The 19364-nt window shown below is 62.7% G+C and carries 14 protein-coding genes; 5 read left to right on the top strand and 9 right to left on the bottom strand.

All coding sequences use genetic code 11. The annotated features are described in order from the left end of the window. From MR825_RS06585 to MR825_RS06570, 4 genes are all read right to left on the bottom strand, one after another. Window positions 1-159: 3-keto-5-aminohexanoate cleavage protein (locus MR825_RS06585; RefSeq protein ID WP_287879669.1), on the bottom strand; the 159-nt coding region annotated here is incomplete at its 3' end. 37 nt (window positions 160-196) lie between these two features. After that, window positions 197-1531 (bottom strand): acetyl-CoA hydrolase/transferase family protein, encoded by a 1335-nt coding sequence (locus tag MR825_RS06580; protein ID WP_186908056.1) that lies wholly within the window; start codon window positions 1529-1531, stop codon window positions 197-199. A gap of 82 nt (window positions 1532-1613) precedes the next feature. Further along, the gene (locus MR825_RS06575) at window positions 1614-3590 is read right to left on the bottom strand and encodes a sodium:solute symporter family transporter (protein WP_186908055.1); all 1977 of its coding nucleotides are present in this window, start codon (window positions 3588-3590) and stop codon (window positions 1614-1616) included. A 48-nt stretch (window positions 3591-3638) separates the two neighbouring features. After that, window positions 3639-4406, bottom strand: coding sequence for a cyclase family protein (locus MR825_RS06570; RefSeq protein ID WP_256176586.1), 768 nt, complete (start codon window positions 4404-4406; stop codon window positions 3639-3641). 470 nt (window positions 4407-4876) lie between these two features. On the opposite strand from MR825_RS06570, the gene MR825_RS06565 reads away from it, so the two are divergent. The 3 genes from MR825_RS06565 to MR825_RS06555 all read left to right on the top strand — a co-directional run bounded on the left by MR825_RS06565 (window position 4877) and on the right by MR825_RS06555 (window position 9238). Next, window positions 4877-6259, top strand: a complete 1383-nt coding sequence (locus tag MR825_RS06565; protein ID WP_243204785.1) for a sigma-54 interaction domain-containing protein — start codon at window positions 4877-4879, stop codon at window positions 6257-6259. 63 nt (window positions 6260-6322) lie between these two features. Beyond that, a complete protein-coding gene (locus tag MR825_RS06560) occupies window positions 6323-7489 on the top strand; it encodes a thiolase family protein (protein WP_186908052.1) in 1167 nt (388 codons plus the stop codon). A gap of 264 nt (window positions 7490-7753) precedes the next feature. Beyond that, on the top strand, window positions 7754-9238 hold the full coding sequence (locus tag MR825_RS06555; RefSeq protein WP_186908051.1) for a DUF1846 domain-containing protein: 1485 nt from the start codon (window positions 7754-7756) through the stop codon (window positions 9236-9238). Between the two features lie 95 nt (window positions 9239-9333). Here the strand turns inward: MR825_RS06555 and MR825_RS06550 are convergent, their stop codons facing one another. Then, a complete protein-coding gene (locus MR825_RS06550) occupies window positions 9334-10332 on the bottom strand; it encodes a hypothetical protein (RefSeq protein ID WP_256175848.1) in 999 nt (332 codons plus the stop codon). A gap of 8 nt (window positions 10333-10340) precedes the next feature. Continuing rightward, complete coding sequence (locus MR825_RS06545; RefSeq protein ID WP_287879657.1) at window positions 10341-11795, bottom strand: MBOAT family O-acyltransferase; 1455 nt, start codon at window positions 11793-11795, stop codon at window positions 10341-10343. 440 nt (window positions 11796-12235) lie between these two features. Here MR825_RS06545 and recQ point away from each other — a divergent pair, with 440 nt between their 5' ends. Then, window positions 12236-14050, top strand: coding sequence for a DNA helicase RecQ (gene recQ / locus MR825_RS06540; RefSeq protein WP_287879654.1), 1815 nt, complete (start codon window positions 12236-12238; stop codon window positions 14048-14050). A gap of 73 nt (window positions 14051-14123) precedes the next feature. Here the strand turns inward: recQ and MR825_RS06535 are convergent, their stop codons facing one another. The 3 genes from MR825_RS06535 to MR825_RS06525 all read right to left on the bottom strand — a co-directional run bounded on the left by MR825_RS06535 (window position 14124) and on the right by MR825_RS06525 (window position 18845). Next, a complete protein-coding gene (locus MR825_RS06535) occupies window positions 14124-15830 on the bottom strand; it encodes a C69 family dipeptidase (protein ID WP_256175842.1) in 1707 nt (568 codons plus the stop codon). A 273-nt stretch (window positions 15831-16103) separates the two neighbouring features. Then, the gene (gene asnA / locus MR825_RS06530) at window positions 16104-17117 is read right to left on the bottom strand and encodes an aspartate--ammonia ligase (RefSeq protein WP_287879650.1); all 1014 of its coding nucleotides are present in this window, start codon (window positions 17115-17117) and stop codon (window positions 16104-16106) included. Window positions 17118-17513: 396 nt separating this feature from the next. Next, window positions 17514-18845: an MATE family efflux transporter gene (locus MR825_RS06525; protein ID WP_369807612.1), complete on the bottom strand. Its 1332-nt coding sequence runs from the start codon at window positions 18843-18845 to the stop codon at window positions 17514-17516. A gap of 217 nt (window positions 18846-19062) precedes the next feature. Between MR825_RS06525 and MR825_RS06520 the strand changes: the two genes are divergently transcribed. Continuing rightward, window positions 19063-19364, top strand: a 302-nt coding sequence (locus MR825_RS06520; RefSeq protein ID WP_287879648.1) for an isocitrate/isopropylmalate family dehydrogenase, incomplete at its 3' end; no start/stop codon positions are given.

The following is a 19364-nucleotide window of genomic DNA, read 5'->3' as shown; positions in this document are numbered from 1 at the left end:
GTCGCGCATGTGCAGGTGGGCGACCGCGGCGCCCGCCTTCCAGCAGGCGTACACGTCCTCGGCGATCTCCTCGGGCGTCATGGGGACATTGGGGTTATTGGCCTTGGTGGGCCAAGCGCCGGTCGTGGCGACGGTGATGATCGTCTTGCTGCTGTTCATAAAAATACACCTCAATTCAATCGTTTTATGGGGTCCTTCAGGAACGGGGCAGCCGCTGATGGTACTGCCGCTCAAAGGCGTCCTCCAACCAGGGGCGGAAGTCGGGGTGGGCAATGCGGATAAGGGCACGCGCCCGCTGCGGGATGGTCAGCCCCCGCAGGCACACTGCGCCATACTCGGTGGCCACGAAGTGTGTATTCGTACGGGTCAGGGTCACAGCCGCTCCCTGCGGAAGGACGGGCAGGATGCGGGATTGGATGCGGGTCTCCCCGGTATTGGGGTCCCGGGACTGATAGGTGGAGCGCAGAGTGATGATGGACTTGCCGCCGGGGGCCATCTGGGCGCCCACCGACGTGTCCACTTGGCCGCCGCTGCCTGAGATGTGCCGGGTGCCCAGCCCTTCTGAGGCGCACTGACCGGTCAAGTCGATCTGGAGTGCAGCGTTGATGGAGGTCATGCCCGGATGGGCGGCTAGGACGGACGGATTGTTGGTATAGCTCAGCGTCTTGTGCAGAAAGGCGGGGTTGTCGTCAATGAAATCGTAGAGAGCCTGGCTGCCCATGGTAAAGCAAGTCACCGTCCGGCCTGGGTGGAGCGTCTTGCGGCTGTTGTCTGCTGCGCCGCTGCGCAGCAGCTCCATGCCGGCGTCGGATAGGGCTTCGGTATGGATGCCCAGATGGCGCTTGCCTTTCAGCTCGGACGCCAGAGCGTTGATGGTGCCGCCGAAGCCCAGCTGAATGGTGTCGCCGTCCTCTACCAGGCCGGCCACCACCTGGCCTAGCTGGCGGTCCGCTTCGTCGGGGATCTCGGAGGGGAGAACGCAGGGGTAACGGTCGGACTCCAGAACAGCATCCACCTGAGAGATGTGGAGCATGGTATCCCCAAAAATGCGTGGGGCGTGGGAGGCCACCTCGACCACCAGGCGACGGGCCCGGGGAAGCATCGCCAGCTCGATCCCGGCAGAGCCGGCCAGGGAAAAGTACCCGTGCCGGTCCATGGGAGAGACGGTAAGGACCATACAATCGTACGACTCGGCGGCGCAGCCCAGGTCCCGGGCGGCGTTGCGCAAATGGGTGGGGAGAAAGCTGCATCGGCCCAAGGCCTGCGCGCTTTGCTGAAACTTGTTATAAAAGATGGAACAGACGTCAAAGGCCTCGCCGCAGTCGGGATCGCTGAGCAGGGCGAGGGGCTCCAGGGGAAGGTAGTTGAGCACCTTGACGTTCCGGAGACGGGGGGCCGCCCGGTAAAGAGCGGCGGCGAAGTCCACAGGGAGGAGGCAGCCGCACGCCAGATACACCGTATCTCCGGAACGGATCCGGGCGGCTTCCTCATCGGCGGTGGTCCGCTTCCGGCGGTATTCTTCCTGAGGCATGGAAAAAACTCCTTTTACAGACCGGAGGACGGGGCATCATAGCGGCCCTGTCCTCCGGATGCCAGTGTGTGGGGGAAGCGGCTTAGGCGTACTTCTGGACCGCCGCTATGCCCTTATCGGTGATGCGCAGCTTCCGCTTGAACAGACCGCCCTCCACAATGTAGCCCTGACGGGTCAGGTGGGAGCAGATCGAGGACATGCGCATAGACTTGATTCCGTTTTTCTGAAGGAACTCAGCCTGCTTCTCAGGAGTGTCCTTGACGATTTTGAGCAGCTGGACATACAGGGGGGTCAGGCATTCCCTGGCCATCTCGCTCTCCCGGCCTCCAAGGACGGGCAGGGCGGCGCGGCCCTTATCGGTGATGGAGAAGGTATAGAATTTGGAGCCGCGCATCCCGGCGCGGACGATGTAGCCGCCCTGATCCAGGTGTTCCACGGCCGCAGAGGAGGTCTTGGAGTCCACGCCCAGCGCATCGGTCAGGTCGGCCATGTAGCAGTGGCCCACTCGGATCATCTCCAGTACCTGCAGGTCGGTGGCATCCAGCTTCACGTCTTTGCGGTTGGAGGCGGTTGGGACCCGCTCCCAGTTGGATTCACCGTAGTATTTAGGCTTGCCGGTGAGGGAGGCCAGCACAGCTACCACAAGAGTCACCAAGAAGCCCAGGGTGGCCAGGTAAATGTACTTGTTAATGGCGAATACCTTGAATACGTCGCCCAGCAGCGTGAACACAGCCATGGTGATCATACCGGCCAGGGCGCCGCAGATGGCGCCGCGGGAGTTGAACTTGGGCCAGATGGCGCCCAGGCCCAGCAGGATGGCAGGAGGCACCAGCCAGCAGTTGGCAAAGGCAAACAGATAGGTGGGGCCGCCCGGGAACAGGCACAGGACCCAGGTAAGCACGCCGATGAGCACCATGATCCACTTGGAGGCCTTCAGGGCCGTCTTGGTGTCCGCCTTGGGGTTGATCATGCGCTGATAAATATCGCGGGTGGCCACTGCGGAGGCGCCCAAAGCGGAGGTAGAGGCGGTAGACACCGACGCGGCTACGGCGCCGATGACAAAGAAAGAACCCAGGAAGGCGGGGAAGGTAGAGGCGATCAGGCCGTAAGCACCGGTGGGCGCCACAGAGCCGGAGCCGAAGGGAGCGGCGAAATTCTCGCCCAGGAAGGCGCCGGCAAAGGCGCCGATGATACCAAGAGGGATGCAGAAGACGACCACCAGAATAATGGCAGCCAGGACAAAGGATTTGCGGGCGACCTTCTCACTGCGGCAGTTGGCGATCTTCATCCAGTAGTAATTGTTGCCCCATACCAACGCAGCGGCAAAGCAGATGACAAAGTTGAGCACCGAGGGGTATGTGGGGGCGATCCCCTTCAGGGCGCCGCCGGTGATGCCGGCGGCGAAGGCGTTCCCGCCGGGCCAAGCAGCGTTGATGGCATCCAGCCAGCCGTAGCGTTGGCAGAGCAGGATGAGGATGGTGGGCACGATGATCACGCCCAGCGTGACCTGGAAGAAGTCCGTCAGAGTGGTGGCCCACAGACCGGAAATAAAGGTAAAGGCAATAATCACCAGGAAAATAACCGCCATAATTAAGGTGGCGTTCCACTTGGTGAATCCGGCGATGGCATTGGTGCAGGAGACGATGTTGTTGGCCAGGATGCCGGACATGCCGACCACGGAGGTGATGGCCACTACGGAGCGGACCTTGCCGTCATAGCGCATCTCCAGATACTCAGGAAGCGTCTGCGCGCCGCAGCGGCGGATGAAGTTGGAGAAGAGCAGGGCGAAGAGCAGCAAGCCGCAGATGCCGTAGATGCTGCCCCAGGCGAAGGAAGCGGTCAGGCCCAGCTGTACGGCAAAGCCGGGAGCCAGGGCTACGGTGGTGCCGGCAAAGCCGATGGCACACACGCCGATCATGTTGATGAAGGTGGAAATCTCACGTCCAGCCAGAATATAGTCCGAGGACTCCTTGACCCAACGCTTGCTGACGATGCCACAGCCGACCAGAATACCACAGAAAATCACAAACAGAACCAGAAAAATGGTGTTGGCGTTCATACATTTCCTCACTTTCTTTCCAGGGAGCCGCGCGCTCCGGCGATAGGATTACTCCACGAATGCGACCACGCGCGCCCAGCCGGCGGAGGCCGCTTTGATGCTTACGGGGAAGCAGTTCACCTTGAAGCCGGTGACGGGCAGTTGGTCCAGGTTGGTTAGCTTCTCAATGTGGCAGTAGGCCTTGTCCCGGCCTACCCGGTGGGCTTCCCAAATGATGGAGGCGTCGTGGTTTTTTTCAAACTCCTGACCCTCAAAGGGCAGAGGCACATCCCAGCTCCAACCGTCCGTACCGACGACGCGCACCCCCTGATTGAGCAGCCACATGGTGGCCTCATAGCTCATGCCGGCGCCTGCCACCAGGTACTCGGGTTTGCCCCAGCGGTCGTCCGCATCGGTGCGGAGCAGCACGATGTCGCCGGCCTTCAGGGTGTAGTGGATGCGCTTGAAGTAGTCTTCCACATCCCGGGCGGTGATTTTGTATCCGTCGGGTTTGTCGTGAAAGTCCATCACTACGCCGTCGCCCACAAACCAATCCAGGGGAACCTCGTCTATGGTCCAGGCCTTCTCCCCTCCGTTCATGGTGGGATAATAGTGATAGGGGGCGTCCACGTGGGTGCCGGAATGGGTGCAGACCTTCAAAAACTCAATGCCCCAGCCGTTGCCCTCGGGCAGGTCGTCCACGGTGCAGCCCTGAAAGAAACCCGCCATCTGTTCCGCCGTGTCCTTGTGGTTGCAGTACTGGATACGAGGGATCTGAATCTCAGGGTCGCTGGGCAGATCAGACTCAATGGGGATGGAAAGATCAATGATTTTCATACGTGAAACACACTCCTTCTTTTCGTCCTGCGCGGTTTAGACGGAACACCGGGGGGCGGCTGCCGCCTGCACACGAGAGATATAAGCAAATGGAATGCCAAATGCGCCTGACGGAAAAAAGCAAGCGCCGCCAAGGGCTTGCCAAACCGGATCGGGAAAAGAGCAGGACGGGAGTGTTCGGAGTTTCGGGCACAGGGAACATTCCACACGCCCTGAAACCCACTGGAGTCAGTCGAATTCAGGGCCAAACAGACGCATGCAAAGAAAAGCGGACATGTCATAAAAAGATTACATTTTTTAAAATAATCTGGATGCCTAATGAACAAAAATAAACTAAAAATGCGATAAAACAGGAACTTTCTCTGTTATATACAAAGAAAAAGTGTGAATTTAGACAGAATGTCAATTGCGGAGGGGAGGGGGCCGCTGATATAGTAAAAAGAACCTGTGCAACGCTGGGGGGCGGCGGTATGGAACAGAAGAACAAGCTGGACCAGGCCTGCATGATGCAGTTTATCGAGAACTTGGACGCGGCTGCGGTGCTGGACGAGACGGGCACCTATATCTATGTCAGCCCGAGCTGGCAGCGCTTTACCGGTCATACGGCCCAGGACGCGCTGGGACGCAAGGTGTGGGAGCTGCTTCCGGATACCCACGCGCCCGAGGTGCTGCGCACGGGAAAGCCCGTTCTGGCCCAGGTGGTCCGGGCCCAAGGAGTCCCTGCGGTCACCAATTATATCCCGCGGCTGGACGCCAACGGCAAGGTTATCGGCGTTTTTATCTATGTGATCGTCTACGGAAAACAGAATGTGGATGATGTGTCGGCACGGCTGAGCGAGCTGTCCCGGGAGGTCGAATTCTATAAGAAAGAGCTCTCACGCATACGGGGCGCACGCTATAGTATGGACAACATCATCGGGAAAAGCGACGCCATCCAGCGCCTCAAGGAGCAGATCTACCAGGCCGCCCACTCCGCCTCTACCGTGCTCATAGAGGGAGAGACCGGCAGCGGCAAGGAGCTGATCGCCCACGCGATCCACGCCGGCGGCGTCCGCCGCTCGGCCAATTTCGTGCGGGTAAACTGTTCGGCCATCCCGGCCGAGCTGATGGAGTCGGAGTTCTTCGGTTATGTGACGGGCGCGTTTACTGGGGCGGCAAAAAAGGGAAAGGCGGGCCGCTTCGAGCTGGCCAACAAGGGTTCCATCTTCCTGGACGAGGTGAACCTGCTTACCCCGACCATGCAGCCCAAGTTCCTGCGGGTGCTTCAGGAGCGTGAGATCGACCCGGTGGGCGGGGACAAGAGCATTCCCATCGACGTCCGGGTCATCGCCGCCTCCAATATCCCCCTGGAGGCCCTCGTGGAGACCGGACAGTTCCGCAGCGATCTGTACTATCGCCTGAATGTGATCCGCATCCAGGCGCCCACCCTGCGGGAGCGGAAGGAAGACATCCCCTTGCTGGTGGAGAATTTCATTCGGCAGCTCAACCGTCAGCTCGGCATGGTCATCGAAGGCGTGGGCCCCGGTTCCATGGAGCTGCTGATGGACTACGACTGGCCGGGCAATGTGCGGGAACTGCAGAATGCGGTGGAGAGCGCCATGAACGCGGCCGCCTCTCCCATCCTGCGGCGGAAGGATTTCTTCCAGCTGGAGCAGCGCCTGCAGGCCCGCAAGCGCCGCCAGGTGACCAGCAGCGGGGACTTCCGCCTGCGCCCTGCCCGCCAGGCGTTTGAACGGGAATTTATCCGGGATGCGCTGGCTGCTGCCAACGGGAACCGGGCCAAGGCCGCCGGACTGCTGGGGATTTCCCGCACAGTGCTCTATGAAAAGCTGGAACAGTATCAACTAAAGTAACGCCGCCCCGCGGACGGGGCCTTTTCCCCTGACCGCCGGAGACGGCTGGAAAGGAAATCATATATGCAGACGCAATTGAAAGACGCGGTGATCGTGGCCTACGGGCGCACCGCCTGCTGCAAGGCCGGTAAGGGAGCCTTCGCCCAGGTGCACCCGGTGGAATACGGCGCACAGGCGCTGTTGGGCGTGCTGGAGCGGGTCCCCGGCCTCCGTCCCGAGGAGATCGGCGACGTGATCATGGGCTGTGCCATGCCCTATGGGGTCCAGGGGGCCAACATGGCCCGGCTTATTGTACAGAGGGCCGGACTGCCGGACAGCGTTACGGCCCAGACGGTCAACCGCTACTGCTCCTCCGGCTTGCAGACCATCGCCACCGCCGCCAATGCCATCCGCTGCGGCGAGGAAGCGATCATGGTGGCCGGCGGGGTGGAGTCCATGTCCATGGTGCCCATGCTCATCGGCGTGGAGGACGCGGACCCCTGGCTGCGGGAGCACCGGCCCGAGGTATACACCATCATGGGGATTACAGCGGAAAACGTGGCCAAGCGCTGGAACATCAGCCGGGCGGACATGGACGCCATGGCCGCCGAAAGTCACCGCCGGGCAGCCCAGGCCCAGGTCCAGGGCTGTTTTGACGGGCAGATAATCCCCGTCCAGATCCCCGGAGCCGATGGACAGGCCGTCACGGTGATTCGGGACGAGGGGATTCGCCCCGGTACTACGGCGGAGAAACTGGCGGAGCTGAAGCCCTGCTTCTTGGAGGATGGTCTGGTTACCGCTGCCACCTCCTCCCAGCGCACCGACGGCGCCGGCTTTGTGGTGCTCATGTCGGCCGAGCGGGCCCAGGCCATGGGCCTTAAGCCGCTGGCCCGCTTTGTCACGTTCGCCACCGGCGGCGTGCCTGCGGAGGTCATGGGCGTAGGCCCTATTGAAGCCGTGCCAAAGGCGTTGAAGAAAGCGGGGCTCACCCTGGAGGAGATGGATACCATCGAACTCAACGAGGCCTTTGCCTCCCAAGCCCTGGCCTGTATCCGTACCCTGGGCATGGATCCGGCCAGGGTTAACCCGTGGGGGGGCGCCATGGCCCTGGGGCATCCGCTGGGCGCTACCGGCGCCATTCTCACATGCAAGGCGCTGAGCTATCTGGAACATACCGGCGGCCGGTACGGTATGGTGACGATGTGCATCGGCGGCGGCATGGGGGCCGCGGGAATTATCGAGCGCCTGTGAGGCGGCGTTCTCACAGGCGAAGGTGCGGCGGATCGTGGATGACGGTCCGCCGCACCTGTTTTTCAAAAAAGCAATGCCGCCCCGGCTATGCCTGGCAGGGCGGATCTTGCGTTTGTTCCCCTGCCGATCTGCGCCTGCAGGCGCGGCCCTGTACAGTTTCTCTGCTGGATACTGCCCCTGTTGGCAAGGGAACGCAAGCCCTTTTCAAGCTCCCCTTTTTGTGCTATACTAATTTGAATTGTGTGCAAAGGAGCATGGAATACAATGGACAAGATCGGCTTTGACAACGGGAAATACCGGGACCTCCAATCCAGCCGCATCCGGGAACGGATCGGACAGTTCGGCAACAAGCTTTACCTGGAATTCGGCGGGAAGCTCTTTGACGACCACCACGCTTCCCGGGTGCTGCCGGGCTTCGCGCCGGACAGCAAGATCCGGATGCTTCAGGAGCTTGCCGATAAGGCGGAGATCGTCATCGCCATCTGTGCCAGCGATATCGAGAAGAACAAGATCCGGGGGGATCTGGGCATCACCTACGACGTGGACGTGCTGCGCCTCATCGACGCGTTCCGGAGCCAGGGGCTGTACGTGGGCAGCGTAGTGGTGACCCGGTATGCCGCCCAGCCCGCGGCGGACGCCTTCAAGCGCCGGATGGAGAGCCTGGGAATGCGGGTATACCTGCACTACCCCATTGCGGGCTACCCCAATAACATCCCCCTCATCGTCAGCGACGAGGGATACGGCAAAAACGACTATATCGAGACCAGCCGGCCCCTGGTGGTGGTCACCGCCCCCGGCCCCGGCAGCGGCAAGATGGCCGTATGCCTCTCTCAGCTCTACCATGCGTACAAGCGGGGCGTCAAGGCGGGCTACGCCAAGTTTGAGACCTTCCCCATCTGGAATCTGCCCCTCCAGCACCCGGTGAACCTGGCCTACGAGGCCGCCACGGCGGACCTGGGGGACGTAAACATGATCGATCCCTTCCATCTGGCCGCCCATGGAGCGACCACGGTGAACTATAACCGGGATGTGGAGATTTTCCCGGTGCTTTCCGCCATGTTCGAAAAAATTATGGGGGAGTGCCCCTATAAGTCCCCCACCGACATGGGGGTGAATATGGCGGGCTGCTGCATCGTGGATGACGAAGCGGTCTGCGCCGCCGCGCGGCAGGAGATCGTCCGCCGGTACTACGCCGCCCTGTGCGACCGCCGGACCGGTCAGGCCGACGACGAGCTGGTGTACAAGCTGGAGCTGATCATGCAGCAGGCCAAGGTGGACGCCTCCATCCGGCCGGTCATCGCCGCCTCCGCCCGGGTGGCGGAGGAGACCGGAAACCCCGCCGCCGCTATTGAGCTGCCCGGCGGGGAGGTGGTTACCGGCAAGACCACGGCCCTCATGGGGGCCACCTCCGCCACGCTGCTCAACGCCCTCAAGCGCCTGGCAGGGATCGATCACGGCTCCCACCTGATCTCACCGGAGGCCATTGAGCCCATCCAATCGGTCAAAGTCAGCCACCTGGGGTCCAACAATCCCCGCCTGCACAGCGACGAGACGCTGATCGCCCTGGCGATCTCCGCCACGACCAACCCCCTGGCCAAGCGGGCGCTGGACCAGCTGGCCCGGCTGCGGGGCTGCGAGGCCCACTCCACGGTCATCCTCTCTCCGGTGGATACCGGCATCTACGGCAAGCTGGGCCTGCGCCTGACCTGCGAGCCCACCTATGAGACCAACAAGCTCTATCATAAATAGCGCGGGGGTGCGGCCCGTTGGGGCGCACGCTGCGAGACGTTTTTGAGCAACTGCCGGGCGGCGGCCGCTTTTGCGGCCCCCCCCCCGGCAGTTGCTCAGGATGCCTTCCAAACATCCGCGGCCTGTCGCCAGGCGGCGGTATTTTCCGCCGTCTGGGGTCGGGGCGTCAGGCCTGCGTCGCGCGTCAGATATACGCCCAGCCAGGCGGAAAAACGCGCGGCGCCCGCCCGGTTCAGGTGCCCCGCATCGTAGAGATGCGTCAGCGGGTCCAGGCCGGCGGAAGCAAAGTCGCCGCTCCAGTCCAGGCAGAGGGCCGATGGGGACAAGGCCGCCACATCGGCGGCGATCTGGGTGTAGACCTGCGGAGCGAAGCGGCTGTAAGTGGGGTGGAAGACCACCAGGGGCAGGATGCCCTCCTGCTCGCACAGGGTCAGGATCTTTCCCAGCCAGGCCAGGTTTTCCTGATAGAGGTCCTCCTCCTGCGTCGGACGCCGAAAGGGCCCGTCCTCCAGCCCGGAGGCAAGTCCGTCCACGGCGGTGTAGCCTTTGAGCAGGTCGGTCCGGTCCGGAGCGAACGTGTCCAGAACGTCGCCGGGGGAGACCTGCTTCCAGCGGTCATGGTAAAAGTACAGCTCAAAGAGCAGCCCGGTGCGCAGCTCCGGCTCAGAAGCCCGGAAGATGGCCGCCAGCTTGTTCCGGGAAAAGGGCATATAGCCGACGTTGATCTGGGTGTAGCTCTGATAGCGGGCGAAGTGCAGGGCGGAGGCCTCCAGGATCACCGCCTGTGGGGACTGGGTCCTCAGGGCCTCCTTCAGGTAGTAGTAGGTCTGGGACAGGGTCTGTTCCGGACCTGCCAGCACGTAGCCGGTCAGACCGGACGCGTCGTAGACCAGGGCGGGGTTTACGTCGCAGTAGGCGTAGGAGCTGCCCAGGTACAGATAGTCCAGACTGTCTGCAGGCTCGGCGCGATAGGGGCCCCACACCGCGCCGTAGTTGACGCGTGCCGGACGCAGAGCCAGCCCGGCCAGTCCAAGCAGCAGCGCCGCCAGCACCGCGAAGGCGGCGGCAAAGATCCGTTCTTTTCCGTTCCTCATAGCGCCACCTAAAATTTGAAGTAGATGAAGTCTTGCGCGTCATAGCCGGTGCCGTAGACCCCGAAGACCGCCACCGTCAGCAGCAGAGCCAGCACCAGGACCCACCGGAGCGGCCGGGGCAGGGTCAAAAAGCGCTCGCACACGCGCCGGCGCAGGGAGAGCAGGTCCACCGCCAACAGCGCCGCAAGGCAGAGCAGGGCCACCAGGCATTCGCCACGGTCCAGACCGGTGTTTGCCAGGATGGGGCGCACCAGCAGGGGACCGGAGACCATGCCGCGCAGCACCGCCAGGGCGGAGGAGAGTGAGGCGGCCTTGAAAAAGACCCAGGCCAGCGTGGACAGAAGGAAGGTGACCAGCATCTGCCACCATCGGGTGACGGGAGAGTCGTCCCGCAGGCCCAGGGCCTGGCGGCAGCGGCTGCGCAGGCCCGCCGTCAGGCCGCCCGCCGCCTGGTAGGCCCCGTTGAGCAGCCCCCAGACCAGAAAGGTGAGCCCGGCCCCGTGCCACAGGCCGCTGACGGCAAAGACGATGAAGATGTTGCAGTATTTCCGCCCGGAGCCCCTGCGGCTTCCGCCCAGTGGGATGTACAGGTAGTCCCGGAACCAGGAGGACAGGGAGATGTGCCAGCGCCGCCAGAACTCCCCAATGGAGCGGGAGAAATAAGGGGTGCGGAAATTTTCCATCAGGGGGATGCCCATGGCGCCGGCGACGCCCAGAGCCATATCGGAGTAAGCGGAGAAGTCGCAGTAGATCTGCACCGAAAACGCGCAGGCCGCGGCGAACACCTGCAGCGCGCCGAACTGTTCCGGCGCGGCGAAAACGGCGTTTACCAGAATGGCCAGCCGGTCGGCGATGCACAGCTTTTTGAAGGCACCCCACAAAAACCGCAGCAGCCCGGCGCGGAAGCGGTCATAGTCAAAGGCGGGGGGCGTGCGGAGCAGATCCATCAGACCGGAGCGGTCGATGGGGCCGGAGACCAGATGGGGGAAAAAGGACAGGAAGAGGACCAGCAGGGGGAAGCTGCGCTGCGCCGCCCGGTCCCCCCGGTACACGTCGATGAGATAGCCCGCCGCCATGAACAGGTAGAAGGAGATACCCACCGGCAGGATCAGCTCCGGCGATGCAATGGAGCAGGGGCGGCCCGTCAGGGCCAGCAGCCGCTGGGTCAGGGAGAGTGTAAAGGAGAGGTATTTGAAGAGAAACAGGGTGCCGAAGAGGAGAAGCAGAGCCAGGATCAGAACAGCCCGCCGGCCCCGCTGGGAGCGGTTCTCCAGCAGCCGTGCGCCCGCATAGGTCACCAGGGCTGCGCACAGCAGGAAGAGAAGACACTCCACCCCCGCCCATAGGCAGAACAGGGCGCTGGCCGCCAGCAGACACCAGGGCCGCGCCCGCTGGGGCAGCAGGAAGAAGCACAGCGCCACAGCGGGGAAAAAGAGAAAAAAGGCGGGGGAGAGAAAATTCAAGTCATACCCTCCTTCTTGCGGGCGACGCCGCGCGTATCTGCGGGAATGGAGTCGGTTCAGCTGATATGATTGTAACAGATGGAACGCCAAATGGCAAGCTGCGGCCCGCCTGTGGAACGGGCGGGGCCGGCTTATGTTCCACAGTGGAGGTTGCGCTGGTCTCCGGCGGAAACGCCCTCCAGCTTCTTGAATACCTGGGAGAAGCGGGCGGTATCATGGATTCGTCGTCGATGATGACCACCCGGTACATGCGCATACCCCCTTGGTTCCGACCGAGGCGGCGTTCTGTCCGCCTTTTTAAGCAGAACAGAAACGGGCGGCGGAGACAAGCGTCCGCCGCCCCGCGGCCGGAAGACCCGGTGTAAGAGTCCAATACATATTCGACTGTCCAATATGTATTGTACTCTTACAGGGCGAATGCGGGAAAAGGAGAAGAACCTATGGAACTGTTGGAGGCCCTGAAAACCTATTTTGGCTATGACTCCTTTCGGCCGGGGCAGGAGGCGGTGGTCTCCGCCCTCTGCTCCGGCCGGGATGTGGCGGCGGTGATGCCCACAGGGGCGGGCAAGTCCCTGTGTTTCCAGCTGCCCGCGCTGCTGCTGGAGGGGATCACCCTGGTGGTCTCTCCCCTGATCTCCCTGATGCGGGATCAGGTGGCGGCGCTGGTGCAGGCGGGCATCCCGGCGGCTTTTTTCAACAGCGCCCTCACGGAGCGGCAGTACGCCCTGGCGCTGGAACGGGCCAGGGCCGGGCGCTATAAGCTGATCTACGTGGCCCCGGAGCGGCTGGGGACCGAGCGTTTTCTGGACTTTGCCCTGCATGCGGAGATCGCCCTGCTGGCGGTGGACGAGGCCCACTGCGTCTCCCAGTGGGGGCAGGACTTCCGCCCGCACTATCTGGAGATCCCCGATTTTGCCGCCCGGCTGCCCCGGCGGCCGGTGGTGGGGGCCTTCACCGCCACCGCCACCCAGGCCGTGCGGCGGGACATGCGGGAGCTGCTCCAGCTCCGGGACCCCTACGAGATCGTCACCGGCTTTGACCGGCCCAACCTGTTTTTTGCGGTGCGCCATGGCCGGGAGCAGGACAAGCGCGCCTGGCTGCTGGAGTTTGTAAAGCGGCACGGGGAGGACAGCGGCATCGTCTACTGCGCCACCCGGAAGAAGGTGGAGGAGGTGTGCGCGCTTTTGAAGGCCGAGGGCGTGCCCGCCGGACGCTATCACGCGGGACTGGAGCAGGAGGAGCGGGGAAGGAGCCAGGAGGACTTCCTCTGGGACCGCATCCGGGTCATGGTGGCCACCAACGCCTTCGGCATGGGGATCGACAAATCCGATGTGCGCTATGTGGTCCACTACAACATGCCGAAGGATATGGAGAGCTACTATCAGGAGGCGGGGCGGGCCGGCCGGGATGGCGAGAAGGCGGAGTGCGTGCTGCTTTACAGCAGTGCCGACGAGCAGACCGCGCGCTTTCTGATTCAGCAGGACCGGGAGAACGAGGCGCTGGACGAGGCACAGCTGGAGCAGGTGCGCAGACGGGATTACGCCCGCCTGCGCAGGATGAGCGGGTACTGCCACACCGGGGAGTGTCTGCGCCGGTATCTCCTGGAGTACTTCGGAGAAACGCCGCCGGGGCGCTGCGGCAGCTGCGGCAACTGTCTGGAGCAGCAGGAAGCGGTGGATGTGACGGCCCAGGCGGCGGCTATCCTTCGCTGTGTGGCCCGGCTGGGGCCTCGCTTCGGCATGAGCACCATCTGTGATCTGGTCCGGGGCGCGGACAGCCGGAAGCTGCGCCAATGGGGGCTGAATCACCTGGAGGGGTACGGCGTGCTGAAGGGGGAGAGCCGGGAGCATGTAAACGACTGCATCCGGGCCCTGATCGCCCAGGGCTGCCTGGTCCGCAGCGAGGGGGAATACCCAGTGCTGGGGCTGGGGGAGGCGGCCCGCTGGGTGTTGGAGGGGGATTCCTGCGTGACGATGCGGGCGTCCGGTTCCAGTGGAGAAGCGCGCCGCACGGGCAGGCCCAGCGGCGTGGCCCCGGAAAACGAGGCGCTGTTTGGCCGCCTGCGCGCGGTGCGCGCGGCACTGGCACGGCGGCTGGGCGTGCCGGCCTATGTGGTCTTCTCGGACGCCGCTCTGCGGGACATGTGCGCCAAGCGCCCTCAGACCGAGCGGGAGCTGCTGAACGTCTCCGGCGTGGGGGAGGCAAAGCTTCAGCGTTATGGCGCGGCCTTCCTGGAAGAGCTGCGAAAGGCCTGAACACGCACATCGGCCGCAAGAAAAAAAGACCGCCGAAGCGGTCTTTTTTTCTTGCGGTCGGGGGTCGGGCGGATTACAGGGTGTCGGCAAAGTCCATGGGGATGTAAGTAACGCCGTCCCGGCTGTAAACATAATGCGTCAGCTCGATGGTCTCGCCGCCGGCCACCTTGCAGTCGTAGCTCTCCAGCGTCACCGTGTAGCTGACGGAGCCCTTGGTCATGGTGATGGAATTGTCGGCGCCGTTCCAGGTGACGGTGTAGCCCTTGCTCTCGGCCACCTGGCGCAGGGGCACGTCGGCCAGGAAGGCGGCCACACGCTCCGCGGAACGGCCGGTATTGTGCATCACAGCGGTGAACAGCTTGGCATACAGGTTGTCGGCATACTTCATCTCACGCTCGGCCATCTGGATGCCCAGCTGGGTGACGTAGGCCGCGCCGGCCTCGGTGCTTTCGGCGTATTTTGCGATCATGGTGGGAGCGGCCTGGATCATCTCGTCGTACATCAGCTGCTCCTGCTGCTTCCAAAAGGCGCGGGTGCTCTGGCTGTACAGAGAGCGGTCCAGCTCGGCCAGAGTGCACAGGCGCTTGAATTTCCAGTAGGCGCCGGCGGGATCGTAAGTGTCCCCGTCCACCTTGTAGGCCGCGGCCGTATCGGTGATGCCGGAGAAGAAGGGGATGAACACGGAGTGCTCGGTGTTGCCTAGGGCGATCCAGTCGATGGCGGCGCACGCGGCGGGCCACTCGGGGAAGGTCTGGAGGATGTGGATCTGAGAGGAATTGGGGGTGCCGATGACGCGGTTGCCCGTCTGGCCTTCCAGCGTCACGTCCAGCTCGGTCCCCTCATAGCGGTTGCGGTAGATGTCCATGACGTCCAGTACGCTGACCTTCTCGTCGGGAGAATAGAACAGGGGATAGAAGGTGTCGGTATCATACTCGCCCGCCTGGGAGGGCGCCAGAAGCTTCATGCCGCCCCAGTTGCGCATGTTGCTGGAGTCCCGCCGGCTATTGTTGGTGACGGATTTGGCCAGGTGGTAAAGCTCGCCCTCCTTGACGGCGAGCCCCAGTTCGTCGATGAGGTCGAACAGGCCGTCGGAATAGATGTAGCCGTCCTCAGCGGTGGCGTTGGGGTCCACCAGACCGATCATGTTCTGGTTGCCGTACACCGCTACCTTGTCGTCGGGCATCTTCATGGCGCAGTAGTGATGGCCGCTGTAGATCTCGATGTACCAGGCCTCGTTCTGGTCGTTGATCATGACGGTATTGCCCTCTTCCGAGCCATACTCGTCCACATAGCCCAGCAGCACGTCCACCGCTTCGCGGGCGGTCTTGGACACGGCGGCCACGGCGGCGGCCAGGATGGCCTCGCGCAGGCCGGGCTCGATGAAGGGATCGGCGGAGCGCCAGGCGTCACAGGTAGAGGTGGAGACCGTGCCGGTGACACTTACGCCATACTCGTTGGTGCAGGAGCCGGGGTACATGCCGTCGTCGCCCCGGGTGTAGTCGGGCACATAGGTGTACTGGTAGGTCGTGGCAGGCAGGGGGATCCGGAAGCCAGTGGCGGTATCCTCAATATAGCGGCCGGGCACGTTGTCCACGTGGGGCTGCACAAGGAACATCTTGTTGTAATCGCTCTGGCCCTGATCTTCGCTGCGGGCGATGATGTAGGTACCCTGATCGCTCACGTCCTTTCCGACATAGACGCCGGTACAGGCCAGCGCGCTGGTGCTCAGCAGCATGACGCCAGCCAGGACGATGGAAAGCAGCCGAATGGATTTTTTCATGAGATTAGTTCTCCTCTCCTTTTGATGATCTGTACGCGCACGGGGGACAGTTGTAAGATGATCGCCTCCTTTTTCATGTGGCAAAAAGCACAATACAGAGGGGGATCCCTCTGCTGATAGAAGTATTTTTGCACAGAGAAAACGGAAAGTCAAGCCAAACGAAGAAATATCTTTGCATAAAACAAAAGTGTCTTCCTGCTGCGCACAAGTGAACCGGCAGAAGAAACACCGGCGCAGAGCCTTCTGCGCCGGTGGGGACGATAGCGGATTCGATTACAGCAGGATGACCCCTGCTTCCTGACAGGCGGAAATGGTCTGTTCATCCCAAACGCTGGCCTGGACCTCGCCGATGTGAGCTTTGCCCAGAAGGAGCATACACAAACGGGACTGGCCGATGCCCCCGCCGATGGTCAGGGGCAGCTTGCCCTCCAACAGCATTTTGTGGAAGGGAAGCGCACGGCGCTCGTCACAGCCGGAGGCGGTGAGCTGCCGGTCCAGCGCGGCGGGGTCCACGCGGATTCCCATGGAGGAGACCTCGAAGGCGCGTTCCAGCACCGGGTTCCACAGCAGGATGTCACCGTTCAGGTCCCAGTCGTCGTAGTCGGGCGCACGGCCGTCATGGGGCCTGCCGGATTTGAGCGCGCCGCCGATGCCCATCAGGAAGGTGGTGGGATGCTCCTTTACCCAGGCGTCCTCCCGTTCCCGGGGGGATAGGCCGGGCCAGAGGTCCTCCAGCTCCTGGGCGGTCACAAAGGATACCTCCCCATCCAGGGGAGGCAGGGCGGTGAGCTGGGGAAAGACGGAACGCAGGGTGTCCTGGGTCTGGCACATGGCGCTCACGATGGTGCGCACTGTATCCGCTAAGTAGCTGGTGTTCCGGTCCCGAGGGGCCAGGACCTTTTCCCAGTCCCACTGGTCCACGTAGACCGAGTGCAGGTTGTCCAGCTCTTCGTCCCGGCGGATGGCGTTCATGTCGGTGTACAGCCCCTCGCCCACGGAAAACTGGTAGCGGTAGAGCGCCATGCGCTTCCATTTGGCCAGAGAGTGGACCACCTGGGCTTCCCGCCCGGCGGCGGGGATATCAAAGGACACGGCCCGCTCCACGCCGTTCAGATCGTCGTTCAGACCGGTCGAGGCCTCCACGAACAGCGGAGCGGACACCCTTCGCAGGTGGAGCGCGCCGCCCAGGGTATCCTCGAACAGGCGCTTTAAAAGGCCGATGGCCTTCTGGGTGTCGTAGAGATTGAGACGGGGGGCATACCCCTGGGGGATGACGGTCTGTAACATGCCGGACACTCCTTTGCAGTACCAGTTGCGCCTTGTTTGCAACCGGGCAAACCGTCCAAACGCAGGGCGGTTCGGCCCCAAAACGGCGCCCGTTTCCATCGTTCCAACAAGGCTAACTGCATTATACCGGAAAAGGAAGGCGCCGTCCAGAGGGAGATTGCCTCCGGACGGCGCGCAGTGTTAGGCGGGAAGCTTCAAAACCTGTCCGGGAACGATGAGATCGGGGTCCGCGATGCGGTTGAGCGGCGCCAGGGCGGCCACGGTGGCGCCGTGTCTCTGGCGATGGCCCAGAGGGTATCCCCCGACGTACAGTATAGGTCACAGCGCCGGGCTCTGTTTCCGTCTCCGGCAGCACGCCGGCGGTGAAGCGCTCTCGGCCGTCCTATGCCGAGCGGCTCATGGATGCTCCTTCCAGAGCTTTTGGCGCACCCGCAGCAGAAAGCAAATGGTCCGCACCACCCAGTCCGCGACCATGGCGATCCATACGCCCACCACCCCCAGCCCCAGCTTGACGCCCAGCAGCCAGCTGCCCACCAGACGCACGGCGGCCATGGATACCATGGAGATGACCATGGGCACCTTTACGTCTCCCGCGGCCCGCAGCGCGTTGGGAAGCGTAAAGGAGAGGGGCCATAGGGCCATAGCGCAGCCGTTGTGGATGAGGATGAGCAGGAAGGCGTACTGCCTGGCCGCATCGGACAGGTTGTAGATGCGCAGGATGAGCGGAAGCAGCAGGAGCAGCACGGCGTTGAGGCCCCAAATGCAGCAGTAGGCGATCTTCACCAGCTTTTTGGTGTAAGCGCGCACCTGCGCCCAGTCCCGTGCGCCTACGCATTGCCCCACCACCGTGATGAGGGCCAGCCCCAGGGCCTGCCCGGGAATGATCCCAAAGCTGTCGATATTGTTGGCCACGGCGTTGGCGGCGATCTGAGCGGTACCGAAGGTGGAAATCATGCTCACCAGCAATACCCGGCCCAGCTGAAACACGCTGTTTTCCAGACCGTTGGGCACGCCGATGCGCAGGATCTTTCCGATGAGCCGCCCGTCCAGGCGAAACCGGAGCAGCTGGGCGACCCGGACGGGATTGCGGCGGCTGTGCATCAGCACCATCATGATCCCGCAGGCCACCCCGCGGGAAACAAGGGTGGCCAGGGCGACGCCCGCCACCCCCATGGAAAACCCGAAGACCAGGATGGCGTTGCCCACCACGTTCAGACCGTTCATCAGGGCGGAGACATACATGGAGGCGCGGGAATTGCCCATGGACCGCAGCAAGGCTGCGCATCCATTGTAGACGGCAATAAAGGGGTAGGACAGGGCGGAGATGACGAAATAAGTAATAGCCCCCTCCATGACCGGAGGCTCCACCTGCCCAAAGAGCACGCCGAGCAGCGCACGGCTGAACAGCAGCACCAGGACCATCAACGCGACGGAGATGGCCGAGACGATGTATACCAGCTGGTTGGCGGAGCGGTTGGCCTGGTCCAGATGCCCCGCGCCGATGGATTGGGCACAGACCACGGCCCCGCCGGTGGCCAGGGCGGCGAAGATGTTGATGATGAGCACGTTGATCAGGTCCACCAGCGCCACGGAGGATACCGCCGCCTCACCGGCGGAGGAGACCATCATGATGTCGGCCATTCCCACCATGACGGCCAGAAACTGCTCGATGATCAGGGGGACAATCAGTTTTTTCAGGGACTTGTTGTCAAACAAAAGCGCAACCATCCTCTCAAAAAAGGCCTTTTGACGACGCCGCCGGCCCGCGCGGTCAGGCGTTGCCAGCAGCCTCCGATAGACAAAGAACAGTATATCGGCTCAGGGCGGCAAGCACAACGGGCAAAACAACCAAAAATGAAGCAATCCTGCGGAAGTCTTGCGTTTTGGGCTGGGAGGCGGTATAATTTGTCCCATCGAAATCAATCGGAAAGCCGAGGAGAAGCCCATGAAAAAAATTCAGATGTCCACCCCTCTGGTGGAGATGGACGGGGACGAGATGACCCGCGTCCTGTGGCAGCAGATTAAGGACGAGCTGCTGCTGCCCTATATTGACCTGAAGACCGAGTATTACGACCTGGGCCTGCCCGAGCGGGAGAAGACCCGGGACCAGGTGACCATCGACTCCGCCGAGGCCACCAAGAAGTACGGCGTGGCCGTCAAGTGCGCCACCATCACCCCCAACGCCCAGCGTGTGGAGGAGTACAAGCTCACTGAGATGTGGAAGTCCCCCAACGGCACCATCCGTGC

The sequence above is a fragment of the Lawsonibacter sp. genome (assembly GCF_022777125.1).
Taxonomy (GTDB): domain Bacteria; phylum Bacillota; class Clostridia; order Oscillospirales; family Oscillospiraceae; genus Lawsonibacter_A; species Lawsonibacter_A hominis.
This window is presented reverse-complemented; position numbering and strand designations above follow the sequence as displayed.

Bases quoted from the DNA above. Each gene is read 5' to 3' on its own strand.
- MR825_RS06555 (WP_186908051.1), top strand. From the start codon at position 7,754: ATGGACAAGATCGGCTTTGACAACGGGAAATACCGGGACCTCCAATCC.
- MR825_RS06535 (WP_256175842.1), bottom strand. From the start codon at position 15,830: ATGAAAAAATCCATTCGGCTGCTTTCCATCGTCCTGGCTGGCGTCATG.
- MR825_RS06525 (WP_369807612.1), bottom strand. From the start codon at position 18,845: ATGGTTGCGCTTTTGTTTGACAACAAGTCCCTGAAAAAACTGATTGTC.
- MR825_RS06550 (WP_256175848.1), bottom strand. From the start codon at position 10,332: ATGAGGAACGGAAAAGAACGGATCTTTGCCGCCGCCTTCGCGGTGCTG.
- asnA (WP_287879650.1), bottom strand. From the start codon at position 17,117: ATGTTACAGACCGTCATCCCCCAGGGGTATGCCCCCCGTCTCAATCTC.
- MR825_RS06570 (WP_256176586.1), bottom strand. From the start codon at position 4,406: ATGAAAATCATTGATCTTTCCATCCCCATTGAGTCTGATCTGCCCAGC.
- MR825_RS06565 (WP_243204785.1), top strand. From the start codon at position 4,877: ATGGAACAGAAGAACAAGCTGGACCAGGCCTGCATGATGCAGTTTATC.
- MR825_RS06560 (WP_186908052.1), top strand. From the start codon at position 6,323: ATGCAGACGCAATTGAAAGACGCGGTGATCGTGGCCTACGGGCGCACC.
- recQ (WP_287879654.1), top strand. From the start codon at position 12,236: ATGGAACTGTTGGAGGCCCTGAAAACCTATTTTGGCTATGACTCCTTT.
- MR825_RS06580 (WP_186908056.1), bottom strand. From the start codon at position 1,531: ATGCCTCAGGAAGAATACCGCCGGAAGCGGACCACCGCCGATGAGGAA.
- MR825_RS06575 (WP_186908055.1), bottom strand. From the start codon at position 3,590: ATGAACGCCAACACCATTTTTCTGGTTCTGTTTGTGATTTTCTGTGGT.